This is a genomic window from Ferrimonas lipolytica (assembly GCF_012295575.1).
Classification (GTDB): Bacteria; Pseudomonadota; Gammaproteobacteria; order Enterobacterales; family Shewanellaceae; genus Ferrimonas; species Ferrimonas lipolytica.
In genome coordinates this window covers 3083305-3099603 of record NZ_CP051180.1, presented here as the reverse complement: position 1 = coordinate 3099603, position 16299 = coordinate 3083305, and the positions used below count along the sequence as shown (strand labels likewise).

The 16299-nt window shown below is 49.8% G+C and carries 13 protein-coding genes; 4 read left to right on the top strand and 9 right to left on the bottom strand.

Features of this window, described 5'->3' with window-relative positions; genetic code table 11:
- Nucleotides 1-108: 108 nt before the first annotated feature.
- Entirely contained in the window at nt 109-2937 is a 2829-nt protein-coding gene (gene uvrA, locus HER31_RS14200; RefSeq protein ID WP_168661423.1) for an excinuclease ABC subunit UvrA, read from the bottom strand.
- A gap of 209 nt (nt 2938-3146) precedes the next feature.
- On the opposite strand from uvrA, the gene HER31_RS14195 reads away from it, so the two are divergent.
- The 3 genes from HER31_RS14195 to ssb all read left to right on the top strand — a co-directional run bounded on the left by HER31_RS14195 (nt 3147) and on the right by ssb (nt 6057).
- A complete protein-coding gene (locus HER31_RS14195) occupies nt 3147-4526 on the top strand; it encodes an MFS transporter (RefSeq protein WP_238786836.1) in 1380 nt (459 codons plus the stop codon).
- 113 nt (nt 4527-4639) lie between these two features.
- Nucleotides 4640-5326: a type IV pilus assembly protein FimV gene (locus HER31_RS14190; RefSeq protein WP_168661421.1), complete on the top strand. Its 687-nt coding sequence runs from the start codon at nt 4640-4642 to the stop codon at nt 5324-5326.
- A 59-nt stretch (nt 5327-5385) separates the two neighbouring features.
- A complete protein-coding gene (gene ssb / locus HER31_RS14185) occupies nt 5386-6057 on the top strand; it encodes a single-stranded DNA-binding protein (RefSeq protein ID WP_168661419.1) in 672 nt (223 codons plus the stop codon).
- A gap of 403 nt (nt 6058-6460) precedes the next feature.
- Here the strand turns inward: ssb and HER31_RS14180 are convergent, their stop codons facing one another.
- Nucleotides 6461-7186 carry a helix-turn-helix transcriptional regulator gene (locus tag HER31_RS14180; protein WP_168661417.1) on the bottom strand — a complete coding sequence of 242 codons (726 nt, stop codon included), beginning with the start codon at nt 7184-7186 and terminating at the stop codon, nt 6461-6463.
- 250 nt (nt 7187-7436) lie between these two features.
- Here HER31_RS14180 and HER31_RS14175 point away from each other — a divergent pair, with 250 nt between their 5' ends.
- Complete coding sequence (locus HER31_RS14175; protein WP_168661415.1) at nt 7437-9551, top strand: hypothetical protein; 2115 nt, start codon at nt 7437-7439, stop codon at nt 9549-9551.
- Nucleotides 9552-9658: 107 nt separating this feature from the next.
- Here HER31_RS14175 and HER31_RS14170 read toward each other — a convergent pair whose 3' ends face one another.
- From HER31_RS14170 to HER31_RS14140, 7 genes are all read right to left on the bottom strand, one after another.
- Complete coding sequence (locus HER31_RS14170) at nt 9659-10297, bottom strand: GntR family transcriptional regulator (protein ID WP_202983564.1); 639 nt, start codon at nt 10295-10297, stop codon at nt 9659-9661.
- A gap of 233 nt (nt 10298-10530) precedes the next feature.
- On the bottom strand, nt 10531-10827 hold the full coding sequence (locus HER31_RS14165) for a CBU_0592 family membrane protein (protein ID WP_168661413.1): 297 nt from the start codon (nt 10825-10827) through the stop codon (nt 10531-10533).
- A gap of 74 nt (nt 10828-10901) precedes the next feature.
- On the bottom strand, nt 10902-12518 hold the full coding sequence (locus tag HER31_RS14160; RefSeq protein WP_168661411.1) for a BCCT family transporter: 1617 nt from the start codon (nt 12516-12518) through the stop codon (nt 10902-10904).
- Nucleotides 12519-12596: 78 nt separating this feature from the next.
- Entirely contained in the window at nt 12597-13724 is a 1128-nt protein-coding gene (locus tag HER31_RS14155) for a mandelate racemase/muconate lactonizing enzyme family protein (RefSeq protein ID WP_168661409.1), read from the bottom strand.
- 59 nt (nt 13725-13783) lie between these two features.
- Nucleotides 13784-15142: an FAD-dependent oxidoreductase gene (locus HER31_RS14150; RefSeq protein WP_168661407.1), complete on the bottom strand. Its 1359-nt coding sequence runs from the start codon at nt 15140-15142 to the stop codon at nt 13784-13786.
- A gap of 324 nt (nt 15143-15466) precedes the next feature.
- Entirely contained in the window at nt 15467-15757 is a 291-nt protein-coding gene (locus HER31_RS14145; protein ID WP_168661405.1) for a hypothetical protein, read from the bottom strand.
- Nucleotides 15754-16224, bottom strand: coding sequence for a DUF4405 domain-containing protein (locus tag HER31_RS14140; protein WP_168661403.1), 471 nt, complete (start codon nt 16222-16224; stop codon nt 15754-15756). Before HER31_RS14140 ends, HER31_RS14145 begins: the two co-directional genes overlap by 4 nt.
- Nucleotides 16225-16299 lie beyond the last annotated feature (75 nt).

Here is a 16299-nt window from a genome sequence, read left to right as displayed (position 1 = left end):
TCACTAGTGCTAATGTTTGCATTGCCGCGTTGGTGGTAACTATTACAGCAGCTACAACAACGGCGCCTAAAGGCGCCGTTGTTGTTCGCATTGGATAGCCTGCAGTTATTAGCCCCTAAGCAGCGGCTTTAAGAATCGTGCGGTATGAGACTCTTTACACTCGGCTACTTCCTCTGGGGTGCCAGTTACTAAGATCTGGCCGCCGCCGGAGCCACCTTCTGGGCCTAAATCGACGATCCAGTCGGCGGTTTTTATCACATCGAGGTTGTGTTCAATTACCACTACAGTATTGCCATGATCACGCAGCCGATGCAGTACGTCCAACAACATTTGGATATCTTTAAAGTGCAGGCCAGTGGTTGGCTCATCCAAAATGTAGAGGGTTTTACCGGTATCGCGTTTTGACAGCTCTTTCGCCAGCTTAACTCGTTGCGCCTCACCGCCGGAGAGGGTGGTTGCCGCTTGACCTAAGCGGATGTACGACAGGCCAACATCCATTAGGGTACTGAGCTTGCGGGCAATGGCTGGCACTGGTTGGAAGAACTCATTGGCCTCTTCAACTGTCATCTCTAACACTTGATGAATCGACTTGCCTTTATACATCACCTCAAGGGTCTCGCGGTTGTAGCGTTTGCCCTTACATTGGTCACAAGGCACGTACACATCTGGTAGGAAATGCATCTCTACCTTAATCACGCCATCGCCCTGACAGGCTTCACAACGACCGCCTTTAACGTTGAACGAGAACCGACCCGGTTTGTAACCGCGGGAGCGCGATTCATGGGTGGCGGCAAACAGTTCTCGAATTGGGGTGAAGATCCCCGTGTAGGTGGCGGGGTTGGAGCGCGGGGTACGACCAATCGGGCTTTGATCGATGTCGACCACTTTGTCGCATAAATCCATCCCCTCTATCTTGTTGTAAGGCGCTGGTTCATCGACGGTGGCGCCATTGAGATCGATATGGGCAATCTTGTAGAACGTATCGTTAATTAGCGTCGACTTACCGGAACCGGAAACACCAGTTACGCAGGTCATCAAACCACAAGGGATGCTCAGATCGACATTCTTTAGGTTGTTACCACTGGCGCCAAATAGCTTGATCTGTTGCTCTGGGTTATTCGGCGTTCGCGCCGCGGGGATCTCAATCTGTTTACGGCCAGATAGGTATTGGCCAGTAAGTGATTCCTCACTTGCGAGGATATCTTGCAAGCTACCTTCGGCCACCACCTCACCACCGTGAACCCCAGCGCCAGGGCCAATGTCGATGATATGATCGGCGGCGCGGATGGCGTCTTCGTCGTGCTCAACCACCAGCACGGTGTTGCCCAAATCGCGCAGATGTTCGAGGGTGCCAAGTAAGCGCTCATTATCGCGCTGATGCAGACCAATAGAGGGTTCGTCTAAGACATACATTACCCCGACTAAGCCGGCACCAATCTGACTGGCTAAGCGAATACGCTGTGCCTCACCGCCAGAGAGGGTGTCCGCCGAACGGGAGAGGGTGAGGTAGTTCAAGCCAACGTTAACCAAGAAACCCAAGCGGTCTTGGATCTCTTTTAAGATTTTGTCGGCAATCTTGGCCTTTTGCCCTTCGAACTCTAATGCGGCAAACCAATCGCTGGCGGCGCCAATTGACCACTCAGTTAACTGTGGCAGTGGGGTTTCACCAACAAAGACGTTGCGGGCTTCCTCGCGCAGGCGGGAACCACCACAACTGCGACAGGAGCTGGTCGAAATGTATTTCGATAACTCTTCACGCACAGTGTTGGATTCGGTGTCTTTGTAGCGGCGGTTGAGGTTATTGAGAATGCCCTCAAACGGGTGTTTGCGGATCACCGTATCGCCACGGTCGTTGTTGTATTTAAAGCTGATGCTTTCGCGCCCAGAGCCCTCTAACACCAATTTTTGGATCTTCTTTGGCAACTCATGCCACGGTGTTTCAATATCGAAGCTGTAGTGCTCAGCCAAACTCAATAGCATCTGGTAGTAGTAGAAGTTGCGCCGGTCCCAACCGCGAATACACCCGCCTGCCAGAGATAGATCAGAGTTTGTAACCACTCGCTCTTCATCGAAGAACTGCTGAATACCAAGACCATCACAGGTGGCGCAGGCACCGGCAGGGTTGTTGAACGAAAATATCCGTGGCTCTAGCTCGGCCATTGAGTAACCACAGATTGGGCAGGCGAAGTTAGCTGAGAACAGCAGCGGTTCGCTACCATCGTCATCCATTGATGCCACCGTGGCGACCCCACCTGACATCTCTAGTGCGGTTTCAAATGACTCGGCCAAACGTTGGTGGAGATCATCACGCACCTTAAACCGATCGATCACTACCTCGATGGTGTGCTTAACGTGTAGCTCAAGCGTAGGTGGATCGGACAGATCGCACACTTCGCCATCAATACGGGCGCGGATATAACCTTGCGCAGCCAAGCTTTCTAATAACTTAAGGTGTTCACCTTTACGGTCGTTGATGACCGGTGCCAGCAACATCTGTTTGCTGCCTTGGGGTAGGTTCAACACCTTATCTACCATCTGACTAACGGTTTGCGCTGCTAACGGCTCGTGGTGGGTTGGGCAACGAGGCTCACCGACGCGAGCGTAGAGTAAGCGCAGGTAATCATAGATCTCAGTAATGGTTCCGACGGTAGAGCGCGGGTTATGCGAGGTCGACTTCTGCTCGATGGAGATTGCCGGCGACAGCCCCTCGATGTGGTCGACATCAGGCTTTTCCATTAAGGAGAGAAACTGCCTTGCGTAGGCAGATAATGATTCAACGTAACGCCGCTGACCCTCCGCGTAGAGCGTGTCGAACGCCAGCGATGATTTACCCGAACCAGACAGACCGGTAATCACCGTCATCTTGTCGCGAGGGATAGTAAGGTTGACGTTTTTTAGGTTGTGGGTACGAGCACCACGAACTTCTATGTTTTCCATCGAGCCGCATTAATGAGATCAAAGTCTTATCAGTATCGCACAACTATTCAGTTGCGGCACCGTTGTCAAAACTCAGATCCAGATCGCAATAATACCTGACTGATTACGTAAGGTTCACGGCACCAATAATATTAGCGACAGTAGTCTGGGCGGTTTTGATACACTGCCGTCCATAATTGAATGTGATTGCTACGTGTTAGGAGCGATGGGTGAGTCAGGGACTAAATCCAACCGAAAAGAAAACGGCATTCTCTCTTGCCGGAGTATACGGGCTGCGGATGTTTGGCCTGTTTTTGATCATGCCGGTGTTGGCGACCTATGGCCAAGATCTGCAGGGTTTTTCACCGCTGTGGGTGGGTCTGGCGATTGGCGCTTACGGTTTAACCCAAGCGCTGTTGCAGATCCCTGCTGGTTTAGCGTCTGACCGCTTCGGCCGTAAAAAGGTGATTACTGTTGGATTGATTGTTTTCGCCATCGGTTCGGTCGTCGCGGCAATGGCAGACTCCATCTACATGGTGGCCGTTGGTCGAGCCTTGCAAGGGGCCGGAGCCATTGCCTCGGCGGTACTGGCACTCGCTTCCGACCTGACCCGAGATGAACAACGGCCCAAAGTGATGGCAGTTATCGGCTCCTTTATTGGTTTGTCGTTTACGGTTGCGCTGGTAGCAGGTCCGTTGTTGGCGGAAAGCTTAGGGATTAATGGCTTATTTGCACTGACGTCAGTATTGGCGCTGGCGGCATTGGCAGTGGTGCATCTGTTGGTGCCAAACGCGGTTCAGCGTGCGCCTTCTGGCGATCTGGTGGCGGCACCAAAGCGGTTAGCTGCGATGCTCAAAAACCCGCATTTGCTGCGCTTAGATTTCAGCATTATGGTGTTGCACATGCTCATCACCGCACTGTTTGTAGCCCTGCCACTAGCACTACTTGATGCTGGCATGATGGCGGATGAACACTGGCAGATGTATCTACCGTGCATGTTGATTGCATTTGTATTGATGGTGCCCATCATCATCTTTGGGGTGAAGAAAAAGACCACGCGTGGACCAATGTTGTTTGCTATCGGTTTGCAACTACTTGCGACCCTAGTGATGGGCGTTGCAACGTTGGCCTTTGGCGCCGGTAGCAGCCAGGTCTGGGCACTTGCCATCGGTACCGTGTTGTTCTTCACTGGCCTAAATTACCTAGAAGCTGCTTTGCCTAGCCTGATATCCCGCATTAGCCCGCCGGGCGACAAAGGTTCAGCGATGGGGATCTACTCTACGGCGCAGTTTGGTGGTGCCTTTGCTGGTGGTGTCTTGGGTGGAGTTTTGTTCCAAACCATGGGCGCTGCTGGTGTGTTTTTCCTTTGTGCAGCCATTATCGCCATCTGGTTTGTGCTGATGCTGAAGATGGAAAACCCGCAAGAGGTGAAGAGCCTTACTTTAGAGGTGCCTCATGCAGAAGCAAACCAAATCGATGCTATTGTGACTCGGCTAACGGCTTTGCCGGGGGTGGTTGAGGTGATTTTAGTACCCGAGCAGCACGCGGCCTTTTTGAAGGTCGCGGACGGTTTTGATGTTGCCGAAGCTCGTTCTGCCATTAGCGGTTAAATATTTGTTTTACGATAAATAAATGCTGCGTTAGATTGTCTCTCTAACGTGACCAAACAGCCCAGTTAATCACTGGGCTGTTTTCGTTTTATTATCGGTTAAGGAGAGACAAAATGCGGTGCTTGTGGTTGCTGCTATTGCTGTTCAGTAGTGTCGCGATTGCCAAGGTCGATCACCTTAGTGTGAATCGCATCGAGCAGTCTGGACAGCGAATGACATGGATCTACGTCAATGTGGTGGCGGACCAAGCCAGCTTTGGCAAACTGCGCTTCTATCTGGTGCAGCAAGGCACGGTAAAACCGTTAACGGGCCGGCCCGAAGGTCAGTTTATGATGCGCTTAGATAGCGAGGGAGCCTTAACCGGCGACGCTGAATTACTGGTGAGCACCTTATTGGACAGTAAAGACGATGCCCTTGGTCGCTTTAAGCTTACCGCCGCTCATGTCATTCAATCGGTGCAGCCATTGAGCCATGCTGCTTCGGCTAAGCAGGTGCCTGTTACTAACAGCAAAGCCACAGCTGTTGTTGTGGCTCAACCAGCTGTGGCAACTAAGTCCGAGCAGTGCCACCTAGCGGCCGGAGAAAGCTTGTGGCGCGGGGCGAACCGCTTAGCTGTACCATATGGTTTAGGTCGTTATGGCATGATGATGGCGCTGTTTGACGCCAACCCCAAACACTTCAACAGCAATCCGCAACGGCTAGTTAATGCCGAGTTGAGTTGTCCTAGTAGTGACATCACAGCGCGGTGGAAAGATGAAGCGCATGCGAAAAAACAGTTTGAATTGAACACCAGCCAATGAGTGTGCTGAGCAACAGCATGTGGTAAATTGAGCGGATCAAATTAAGTGTGGAGAGAACGATGGCCGGCGGCATCAACAAAGTTATCTTGGTAGGTAATCTGGGTAAGGATCCAGAAGTACGTTACATGCCAAATGGTAAAGCAGTAGCAAACCTGACATTGGCAACTTCTGAGTCTTGGAAAGATCAGCAGGGTCAACGTCAAGAGCGTACTGAGTGGCACAATGTATCAATGTTTGGTGGCTTGGCCGAAGTTGCAGGTAACTACCTGAAAAAAGGTTCTAAAGTTTACCTGGAAGGCAAACTGCAAACCCGTAAGTGGCAAGATCAAAACGGTAACGACCGTTACACCACTGAAGTGATTGTTGATATGCGTGGCACCATGGAGATGCTGGATTCTCGCGGTGGTCAACAAGGTGGTGGCTTCCAAGGCGGTCAGCAGCAAGGTGGCAGCTTTAATCAGAACCAAAACCAAGGCGGCTTCCAAGGCGGTCAACAGCAGCAAGGCGGTGGTTTTAATCAGAACCAAGGTGGCCAGCAGCAAGGTGGTGGTTTTAATCAAAACCAAAACCAGGGTGGTTTTCAACAGCAAGCGCCAGCTCAACAGTCTGCTCCACAGCAGCAACAGCAGTCTCGTCCAGCGCCGGCTCAGCAACAAGCGCCAGCACAGCAGCCAGCGAAAAGCTTCACTCCTGAAATGGATGAAGGCTGGGACGACGATATCCCGTTTTAGCACTTACCTGCGCCTGAACAGGTCAATTAATGACATTGAAGCCCAGCATTGCTGGGCTTTTCTTTGGCTGTGTCACAGTTAAGTGTTGAGGTTTCTATCAAGCCTTCGGCGTCACCGATTGCGGTGCTTTTAAGGGGTTATGTCGCGGTGGCGACGGTACATTCTTGTATGCATTAGGGTGAGCTTCGCTCCCTTTGGAATCCCCCTTGCCTTAGCTCGCAGTCCAAAACGCTTGGCTGGACTGCTCCAATGCGGCAACAGATCAACGGCAGTAGTGCTTTACCCTTTGTATCAACACTCACCTAGCCGGTGCTTTAGCAGCATTGGAAAGAACAACACTTAGTTGGTACACAGCCTTTTCTTTAATAAATTATCGACGTTGGAGGGGGCAGTGCTGATGCTGTCAAATCAGCATCATTTCATGCGCTTTATCTACCAAGCTCGCACTATTGTTGGCACCGAGAGTTAATCTGGCTTTTTCGATGTGATAATCGATACCACGAGCTGACATTGAGTGGATTGTAGATAATTGATTTCGAGAATATCCTTTCGCTACGTTACGAATAACGGCCACTGTTGGTGCTTTTAACAAGCCATAGTCTTCAACCGGGCTATTAAGAACACCTAACATACTAAGGTGAGATGACAATAGCTCTAAGTCCAACATTGAGTTCTGCAACAACGCTAATCGTTCCGTTTCCGGCATATTACAATCCGAACCATAAAAGACACAGAATGAGCTTCGTAATTGACTAAACTTGGGTGAATCAAAACCAATCGATATTTGTTTTTCGTATCCTAATTCATTAAACAGTCCGGTTTTAAATTTGTTCGCTGATAAAGTTTCATTCTGTGACCATACATGAACGGGATTCTTTGTAGCCCTAATTATATCGGGGTTCATTGTGACCATACTTTTACGCATTTTTGTCACTAGGTGGTTCAGTTTTTCTGAGCTAAACATCAAAGATGAACGCGACTTTACGCCATGCATCCAGCGTCTTCCAAGCCAATCCTGTGGGTTAGTAAAGTCAAAGTGAAAGACGATATCTTCAGCTGCTAACTTCTTGGTTGTTGCTTTCAAAATACTTTGGCAGTGTTTGACCTTTTGTTTGGCCTTGTTATCCATATTTAACACCTCGAATGATTCGATTTATCTTTTTAGCCACGCTTTACTGAGTCGAAAAAACGAATGTTTGTATTGTTGTTTTGTTAATTCTGTAAATAGGGTTTTAATTTATTGGTGGAAATAAAGTTAGGTAATGGCTCACATTTTTGCGAATCATCAGAAAAGTAGTGTGATTTAGTGAAGTCTAACTTTACTTGTTTGCTCCCATTATTCCGGTAAGCACCCACTTTCGGGGGCTGATAAGGAATGAATGATGAATGCAAAATTACTATTAGTGACGGCATTAGTCGGCTCATTGGTGGTTGGCTGTAGCGATGATGACGATGACAAAACCGTTTCCGTCCCCGAAGTTAACCCGCCGGAAACGAGCACGCCGGAATCTACGCCTGAGCCGGCCACTGGCACCGGCGTTTTCGAAAATGTTTGGGGCCCTGACGTTAAGTTTGAACTTAATACCACCTTATACGCGTACTTAGACGGTCAACTAGATCGGCAAGACATGGTGGATCAGTTCCAGCGTAAAACTCCGGCAAATGGTATCGCCATTGATCCGGAAAAGCTGCGGCAAGCTAAGTCGGCTTCGCTTGAAGCTGAAGACGGCCTTTATATCGTTAGCGAAATGTTTAATGATAATCAGATTACGTTCGCTGATGCGCTGATGTATCTGTCGCAAACCCGCACCGACTTCCATGTTGATTACGAGTGGGATGACAGTTTAAAGACTTACCTGTGGGAGGTCTCTTACGATAAAAATGGTGACGGTGATTTCGACGATGAAGGAGACTCTAAGGCCGATCCTAACTGGTATGCCACCTATATGATCGACTTCGGTGAATTTCGTCGAGAGTTATTCTATGAGCCATCCGGTGAAGCACTCTATATGCGCCTAGAGACGGTATTGATACAGCCAAACTCTGGTCTCCACTTCCGCTCTTACAGTCCGATGATGACCAAACGTCGCCAGTCAGTTCATAAGTTTCAGGCCGAGTTGAAGGCTGCAAGTAAACCTTCGTACTATGATGACGATACTGACGTGATTGTGGTGCCGATGGTGAGCGTGACGCCGATCGAAACCCTTGGTGATGAAACCATGTCTGGCGAGATGTTGATGTTCCAAAACGTTGAAGCTCGCAGCCACAATCTACGTCCAGATATTTTTAAGAAAGACAAAGCGATCACTCGTGCCGACGTGCTATTGAGTATGCGTGAACAGGGGCTTATCGATGTCGGTTATAGCTTCTGGGGTACTTTGGAATCAGGCGTCGATATTCAACACTTTTTGCTAAATGAGATTAATGGTGTTCGTGGTTCCGGTGTTCATGGTTACGGAGGTAACACTGGAGTGAGTTGGGCTATGGCGGACTTTGCTGCCAAATACCTAGTGAGCCAACAAACCGAGTTGAATAATTCAACCGGCGCGCTTACCTCGGTTGAGTCTACACAGGCGACCTACTGTGATCACGTCGGTCAATCCAACCCGTATGACCCGAGTGACAACAGCTTAGATCATCCAGATGGCATTATTGATGAAGTAGGTATTGCAGCGCTGTTTGAGGACTGTGATCCTGAATTAACCGACATCACCGATTGGTATGCTGACCAAGAGGCGCACATATTTGGTGATGTATGGGTAATGAATTATCCAGGTGACATGATGTGGGTAGGTCATATCAATATGTATGGTATGTACGCCCCAGCTGAATCTCAACGTTGGGCCGGCGACGAAAAATGGCCAATCTACGATACCAAAGATGCCGTTAAACCATTGGATGAACAGCATTTCGGTTGGGGCGTTGCTGATTGTGGAAACTGCCACTCTTTGGACGGGATTCACGTTGATGGCGACATTGCCGACGGTTTAGGGGTAAACCCAACGCCAGTCTCGATATTAGACACAGGTGTGCAAAGCTACCCAGAAAGCGATCGCAGCAAATTGGTTGTGGCACCATTCCAATGTGCCGAATGTCACGGCGGCAATGGCGCACCTGCTGGCCATGGTGAAACCGGCCGCTGTTTCTGGTGTCACTCAGAAGACTTCGAACCAACGGGGCACGGCACCATAAATAGTTATATCACCAAGATGTACGAAGGTGGAAATACACCAACTATCCCTAATCGCACCTATGAGGTAGTTGATGTTGATAGTAACGATGCCGATGCGGTGGCTGCGCTAGAAGCGAAGTTACAGCAAGATCTTGTTCCTTGGATGGATCTTAGTATTTATCCTGGTACGGAAGGGGTTTCATGGCAGGGCTACTGGGGCTATTACCCAGATGATATGAAAGTACGTACCAATAGCGATTGGACTACCGATCCGGTATATCCAGACCCTTATGCTTGTGTCACTTGCCACGCTAACGATTAGTCGTCGAGCTGAACAGTAGGCAGAGGCTTTAAGCCTTGAGATGTCAGCCAGTTAATCTGGCTGACATTTTTTATGGAGTGGTTATTTTCCTACGGGGGCACTTATGTCTAGCGAGTTAGTCGCGCGATAGCAAACTGGTGCAGGTAGTCGATTACTTGGTTGGCGGCATGCTCGGCTTGCTGCACATCACCGGCGGCGACGGCACGCATTACTTCAGCGTGCAATTTAGCTGGATGCACTCCTTCAGTACCTTTATAGGCAAACCAGAAGCGGCGAGATAACCCTTGCAGTGGCAGCATAGCCTGGCGGATGTATTCATTGCCAGAGGCTTCAATTAGTAACGCATGGACTTGGCGCAACAGTAAAAAGAACTGTTGATCATCGCCGTTATCGGCACAAATAAGAATGGCATCGGCAAGCTCGAGCATCTGTTGCTTTTGCTGTTCGGTGCCGCGCTCAGCGGCTAGGTTGGCACACAACGATTCCAGCGCTCGGCGGATCTCAAGCAGCTTAAGCTGACTCTCAACCTTAACTTCTGGGATCTGGATACCACGCCGTGGGTGGATAATCACTAGTTGTTCCCAGGCTAACTTTTGTAGGGCTTCACGCACCGGTGTACGGCCGGCCTCTACCATCTCACCTAACTGCTTTTCCGAATACATAGCACCCGGTTGCAGTTGTTGGAAGATAATCATCTGTTCCAGCTTTAGGTAAGCGGAATCGGTTTGGGAGGCCTCTTTTATCACAGGGAAACAATCCAGTTAGGTTGGTGCCAGTAGCAATTGATAGTTCGACCAAATGGTGGTCAGCTAGCTTGTGAGTTTATCAGAACCGGTAAGGATTTAGCGCAATGTCGTGCGGTTATGCTCTGATGGCGTTGTGCATTTGTGAGCTAATACCTAGGCATTAACGTCATTGGAATAAAAATGCCGGTACCGTTCGACCCGGCACCAGCACTGCTGACAAAATGGTTGGCGGCTTATGCCGTGCTTTGCGCTGCCGTTTCAGTACGCTTTGATTTGGCACGAGCCTTAAGCGTTCGCTGCAATCCAAATAGGCTGAACACTAGCCAGACACTATTGGTGAGTAGCGATGCTAAATTATATTGGTAGGTCATAGTGACCAAAATGAGCCCGGCACCAACGATATTCAACACCGAGTAAAGCGGATTATCTGCAGCCATTCGCCCGGTCTGCAACAAAATAAAAGGCGCTAGGTAACCAGTAACGGCAATTAAGCTGATAATGGTTTTCCAATCAAATTCAAACGGAATCATTGCGAACAGTCGTTGTATCGTAAGTAAGCTGGAGCTGACATTGCTGCCAGCCCCTATGTTTAGTGCATCGCGTCTTAGGCTGCGGTTGCTGCCGCTTTCGCTTGCTCGGCAACTGATGATTGGCTGGTCGCAGGCGCTGTTTCCAGCTTATGCATTGCCTCAATCTCAGCTGCACTTAGGTGGCCGTAATCCTCACGGATGTAGCCAAAGGTCTTGGTGATCATAAAGGTCAACAGAACCAATAGCGGTGCAGCGAAAATCAAAATGGCAGACTGCATTGAACCAACCGGTGCGTCAACGATGATGAATACCGCAGGAATGGCGATGATAACCAAACACCAGAAGATCTTTAGTGCGGTGGCTGGGTTCTTATTGCGGTCAAGTACACGCTGGGTTTGGCAAGCAACGGTGAATACCGAGCCATCTAGGGTAGTTACCAGCAGCAGGAAGGTTGCCACAATAAACACCGCCAGAATCACTGAGGGGAACGGTAAGGTGTTCAATGCTGCAACGATGGATTGGCTGGCGCTGCCATCTGCAACCATTTGGCTGATGTTTACTTTGTCGTCCAGCTGAGTCTTCATCATGAACGAGCCAACTACAGCGAACAGCGTTGCGGTACCAGCAGTACCACCACCCAGCATGCAAGCAATTACTTCACGTAGGGTGCGACCTTTAGAAACCTTGGTTACGAAGACACACATCATTGGGATGTAGATCATCCAGTAAGCCCAAAAGTAAGCGGTCCAGTTTTGTGGAAACTTAGCTTGGTCGATCGCGTCGGTGTACAGACTCATGTGGATGAAGTTAGACGCCCACATACCCAGCGAGGTGCTGGTGTTTTCCAGAATGAATAGGGTTGGGCCGAAGATCAGGATGTACGCCACCAAACCGATCAAGCAGTAAGTGCCGTAGCTGGAGATGTTCTGCATGCCCTTTTCGATACCAACGAAAGAGCTAATGATCAGCAGTGCCGCAACCACAGCTAGCATGGCGAGTTTCAAGCTTAAGCCATCGGTTACACCGACCAGTTGAGCTACCGAGGCAGACACGATTGGCACGCCCAGCGCAAGTACGATGATGAGGCCAAATACCACCGCGATTGGGTAGGTGATATCGATGATACGACCGATAACCTTGCCGGCGGTTTCATTCTTGATCATGCCTTTAACTACGTCGCTGATCTTCAGTGACGGGTTCTTACGCACGTAGTAAGAGTACATGATTGGCACTGCGCTAATGGCATATAGCGCCCAAGCGGTTACGCCCCAGTGGTGCAGCGAGTAAGTTACCGCCCACTCGTGAGCTAGAGTTGAGCCAGCTTCAATAGCGAATGGTGGAGTCTTAATGTAGTAAGACCACTCCAAGAAGGCCCAGTACACGGTACCAGAACCGACACCAGCTAACGCCATCATGGTGATGTAAGAGAAAGTTGAGTATTCCGGCTTCTCATTGCCCATACGGATGCTGCCGTATTTACTGAGCATAAAGTAGAAACCAATAACAACCATGGCAAAACCAAACCACAGGATTGGGGTGCCAAGGTTGTAGGCAATTAGGCTGAAGATGTCGCCAGCAACGGCAATAGCTCTTTCTGTGTCGGTCAGAAAGAATGCCGATAGCGCGGCCACAATGATCAATGAGATCGCAACGGTGGTGCGGTCAAAGTTACTTGGGTGACTATTTTGCATTTGGGATTCCTAATGCTCTCAGCCTGTTAGCGTAACTGAGAGCGATGGTGTCGGTGTCGTGGTAGTGCTAAAGCGAACTTATTCGATGATGTAGCTTAGGATTGAAGCGGCGCGCACTTTATCCCAGTCCATCTCAACGCCTAGGCCAGGCGCGTCTGGTACGGTAACGAAGCCCTCTTTATTGGTGCGGATTACGTTCTTAGCGCCGTATTCAAAGTTTTCGTACGGGTAGGCTTGTTCGAAGAACTTGCCGTTGTTGTGGGCCAGTGCCACATGCAGGTTAGCGGCTTGGGTAATGGTGTAGCCCCAGCTTTGCACTTCTAACGGTTTGCCGAAGGCTTCTGCCAATGCAAAACACTTCACTAGTGGGGTGATGCCGCCGCAAACGGTGGCATCCTGACGAACATCGGACCAAACCTCATTGGCCAGAGCGTTGGCTACTTCCGGTAGGGTTAGCAGGCAGTTGCCGTGGCTGGAGATCTCTAAGTTGGTTTCACGAACCAGTCGTTGATAACCCTTAGTGTCGTAATCGGAGATCGGGGCTTCAAACCACATCCAGCCATATTCATCGAGGCGCTTGGCCATCTTCAATGCATCTTGTTGGTTGTAGTACATGGCGGTATCCAACATAAATGCGACGCCACTGTCGCCGTAATGCTCCTGTACCGCTTCAACCAGCTTGTAATCACGTTCAAATACACATGGGCAGTGCATTTTCACCGCCTTAAAGCCGTGCTTGATGCAGTCGTCAATGAACGGAATGTACTCTTCAACTGTTTCGAACATCGGAGTAGATGCGTACGACAACATCTTGTCGCGGCATCCACCGAGCATTTGATAGATAGGCATGTTGGCTTTACGGCCTTTGATATCCCAACAAGCGATATCAAATGGCGATTTGGCCACTAGGCCTCCCCAGTTACAGCGGTTGGCTAACCAAGCGTTGATGGCTCCGGTATTGATGGCATTCTTGCCGATCATGCCCGGAGCGATATTGCGCATCGCTTCAACGATGCACTTATCAAAGTCGTTTTCGGTGTAACTGATGGTTGCGCCAACGCCTTCTGTACCGTCTTCACAGATGATGCGAACGATATTGTTGGTATGCAGTAACGGTTCCTGATCAGCGGCCCACGGCAGGGTATCAGCGTGATCGTCAGCAACGGCATACAGTTCAATACGTTTGATCTTGGCTTCAGTATTCATAATTGGTCTCTCTACGTCTGTGGCGGAGACCCTGTTGTCAGGGCCCCAGCTAAATTCGATTAAAGGGCGCTACCGGCCAGCTTCATTTGCGCTGCAACCTCACGACCTTGTAGCTGGCGTAATGGCTTGTCATCTTTTAGTGATAAGACACAAGCAGTGCCTGCAGCGTGGCCATATTCGAAGGTTTGCGCCGTTACGCGCGCTGAAGCCAAGGCTTCGTGTTCCGCTGATAAGCAACGGCCAGCAACAATGATGTTCTCACCGACTTTGGGTACCAAGGTGTTGTATGGCACGTCGTAATAATCGTTTAGCAACCAGTGCAGCTTAGGCGCGGTACCAGAGTGCAACTCAATTGGCCACGGTGTACGGCAGATCCCGTCTTGGTCTTTATGGCACTCCACAACGTGGTCGTTTGAAAGCTTGCTGACCCCTTCGATAGAACGGGTTTGACGAATACCAACTTCGACACCAGTATCAACGACGTAAGCATTTTCACAGCCGGGAACAAAGTGGTTAAGGAACTTGGCGTAATCACGTACTTGGCGACGACCAAACACTTCTGCTTCGGTGAAGTCGACAGGATCGATAACGTTTAAAACGCGACCGTCTTGGCCAGCCAAACGAGTGGCGTTAACCATGAGTTCGCCAGGGCGTGTTGTTGGGAAGATCCAGATTTTATGGCGTGGCAAGTTGTACTCACCAGAGGCGTTTAACTCGAGGATTTTGGCAGTCATTTTGGGCGGACAGATGGTGTCTTCGCCGTAGTATTCTAGGTACTGCTCCATATCTACTCCGCCGAAGCGGAAGAACATCGATGGGTTTTGGATAACGCCGTTGTCACCAAAGAAGTATTCACCACCAGCACGGGCAATCACTGCTGCGTCACCAGAGGCATCGATGATGCGCTTCGCCAGAATAACGCTCTTGCCAGCATTGGATTCAACAACAACACCACAGTAGTTATCACCATCCATTACCACACCGTCTACAGCAGTGTGGAATAGGGTTTCTACTCCAGCGTCTTCGAGAAAGTCATCAGCCACTTCACGCCATACCAACGGATCGTGGGTTACGGTGTAGGTTTTACCGTAACGCTGAGGCTCGGTTACGCCGCCTTTGTCGGCCAATGCCTGACGGAACTCCTCGGTAAAGCCAAATACCACCTGCTCAGGCTCGTCTGCAATGTTATCGCTGGCCATGTACATGCCGCAGATGGTGCCTGACATACCGGCTACCGCGCTGCCACCGCAAAAACCGTACTTCTCAATCATTACGGTGCTCAAGCCATTACGGCCACAGGTTGTCGCTGCCGCGACGCCCGCGCTGCCACCACCTACTACCACTACATCAACCTCACGCAGGATCGGCAACTGTTGTTGCTGCTGAGGGATGGTGTTGTTGAGTTTCCAGTTTTGCATTATTTGCTGTCTCTCAAGTCTGATATATCAGTTGTATGCGCGCAGTATGTCTATTGTCGGCGAGGCTGGCAGTGAAGCTGATCACATTTTGCCGATCAACTATAGTCAGAGCCGAATTAAATCATGGCAAATGGAGCCCAGTGGAGAGCGGTCATTACTGGATAGAACAAAGTCGCCAAGAAAATGGTGGTGGTGCTAGCTGAGCTGCTAAGAGGTGAAAAGTGGCAGTAGGGCAGGGTGAGCGGATGCAATAACCGCTGTAGAGCATGGCGCTAAGTGAAGAGCAGCAACATCAACACTGTCTGTTGATGTTGCTGCTGAGATTTACTTGCGGCGCAGCCAGCGCTTTATGGTGTTGGTTACCTTTAACACGATGAGAGTTATTAGCAGCGGTACGCCGGTTAATACCAGCACTTTTACAAAGGGCAGGATGTAGATCAGCGCCGAGTCCATCGATTTCTTCCCCTCCTTGCCGCCACCATGCTCATACCCTTGCAGGTTTATTTGTTCAGCCCAGGGGGTGAGCTCCAATGCGATCATGGCAATACTGATCACCACCGAAACCAACACGATTATGGCTGTGCGCGCTTGCCAATCTTGTTGTAAGTACTTCATCGCGTCACTCCTTTAGCTCTCATCCGTTTTGTTAGTTTTACTACCCAACTCCAGTTCAGGGCTAGATGGATACCGGTCATTGGCATCAACAGAACCGACGAGCTGTGGTGTAACTTGGACCAGAAGTCGAGAATATTAATCTCAATATTGAGGGCTGGTAGCAGTGCCTCGGAGATTAAAAAACCACTAACAAAAGCAAGCAGCATGGTGAGGTAGATGACGTAGTTCCAAACAATATTAATGCGCTCTTTAAGTGAGATATTAGCGATTAAGCGGCTGAAGCTTTTCTTAAACCAACTCCAATGCAGCAGCAAATGAATGAGAAAAGGAATAACAAACAATAGGCTCAACCATTCATGTAAGGGGATGCCGGTGGCTTTAGGGGCAGAGATGATGATGAAGCTGACAAGCAATAACACATCCATGACGTAACGTGTTTTTTGCAGACTTTGTTTCCAATCGGACATTGCTGGCAAACCTTATAGAGCAGCGTTAACAGGAATAATGGCGAGCGTATACGGTGGCAGGAGTGACAGTCACCG

Excerpts from the sequence above, each read along its gene's own strand:
- uvrA (WP_168661423.1), bottom strand. The coding sequence starts at position 2,937 with ATGGAAAACATAGAAGTTCGTGGTGCTCGTACCCACAACCTAAAAAAC.
- HER31_RS14190 (WP_168661421.1), top strand. The coding sequence starts at position 4,640 with ATGCGGTGCTTGTGGTTGCTGCTATTGCTGTTCAGTAGTGTCGCGATT.
- ssb (WP_168661419.1), top strand. The coding sequence starts at position 5,386 with ATGGCCGGCGGCATCAACAAAGTTATCTTGGTAGGTAATCTGGGTAAG.
- HER31_RS14180 (WP_168661417.1), bottom strand. The coding sequence starts at position 7,186 with ATGGATAACAAGGCCAAACAAAAGGTCAAACACTGCCAAAGTATTTTG.
- HER31_RS14175 (WP_168661415.1), top strand. The coding sequence starts at position 7,437 with ATGATGAATGCAAAATTACTATTAGTGACGGCATTAGTCGGCTCATTG.
- HER31_RS14165 (WP_168661413.1), bottom strand. The coding sequence starts at position 10,827 with ATGATTCCGTTTGAATTTGATTGGAAAACCATTATCAGCTTAATTGCC.
- HER31_RS14160 (WP_168661411.1), bottom strand. The coding sequence starts at position 12,518 with ATGCAAAATAGTCACCCAAGTAACTTTGACCGCACCACCGTTGCGATC.
- HER31_RS14155 (WP_168661409.1), bottom strand. The coding sequence starts at position 13,724 with ATGAATACTGAAGCCAAGATCAAACGTATTGAACTGTATGCCGTTGCT.
- HER31_RS14150 (WP_168661407.1), bottom strand. The coding sequence starts at position 15,142 with ATGCAAAACTGGAAACTCAACAACACCATCCCTCAGCAGCAACAACAG.
- HER31_RS14145 (WP_168661405.1), bottom strand. The coding sequence starts at position 15,757 with ATGAAGTACTTACAACAAGATTGGCAAGCGCGCACAGCCATAATCGTG.
- HER31_RS14140 (WP_168661403.1), bottom strand. The coding sequence starts at position 16,224 with ATGTCCGATTGGAAACAAAGTCTGCAAAAAACACGTTACGTCATGGAT.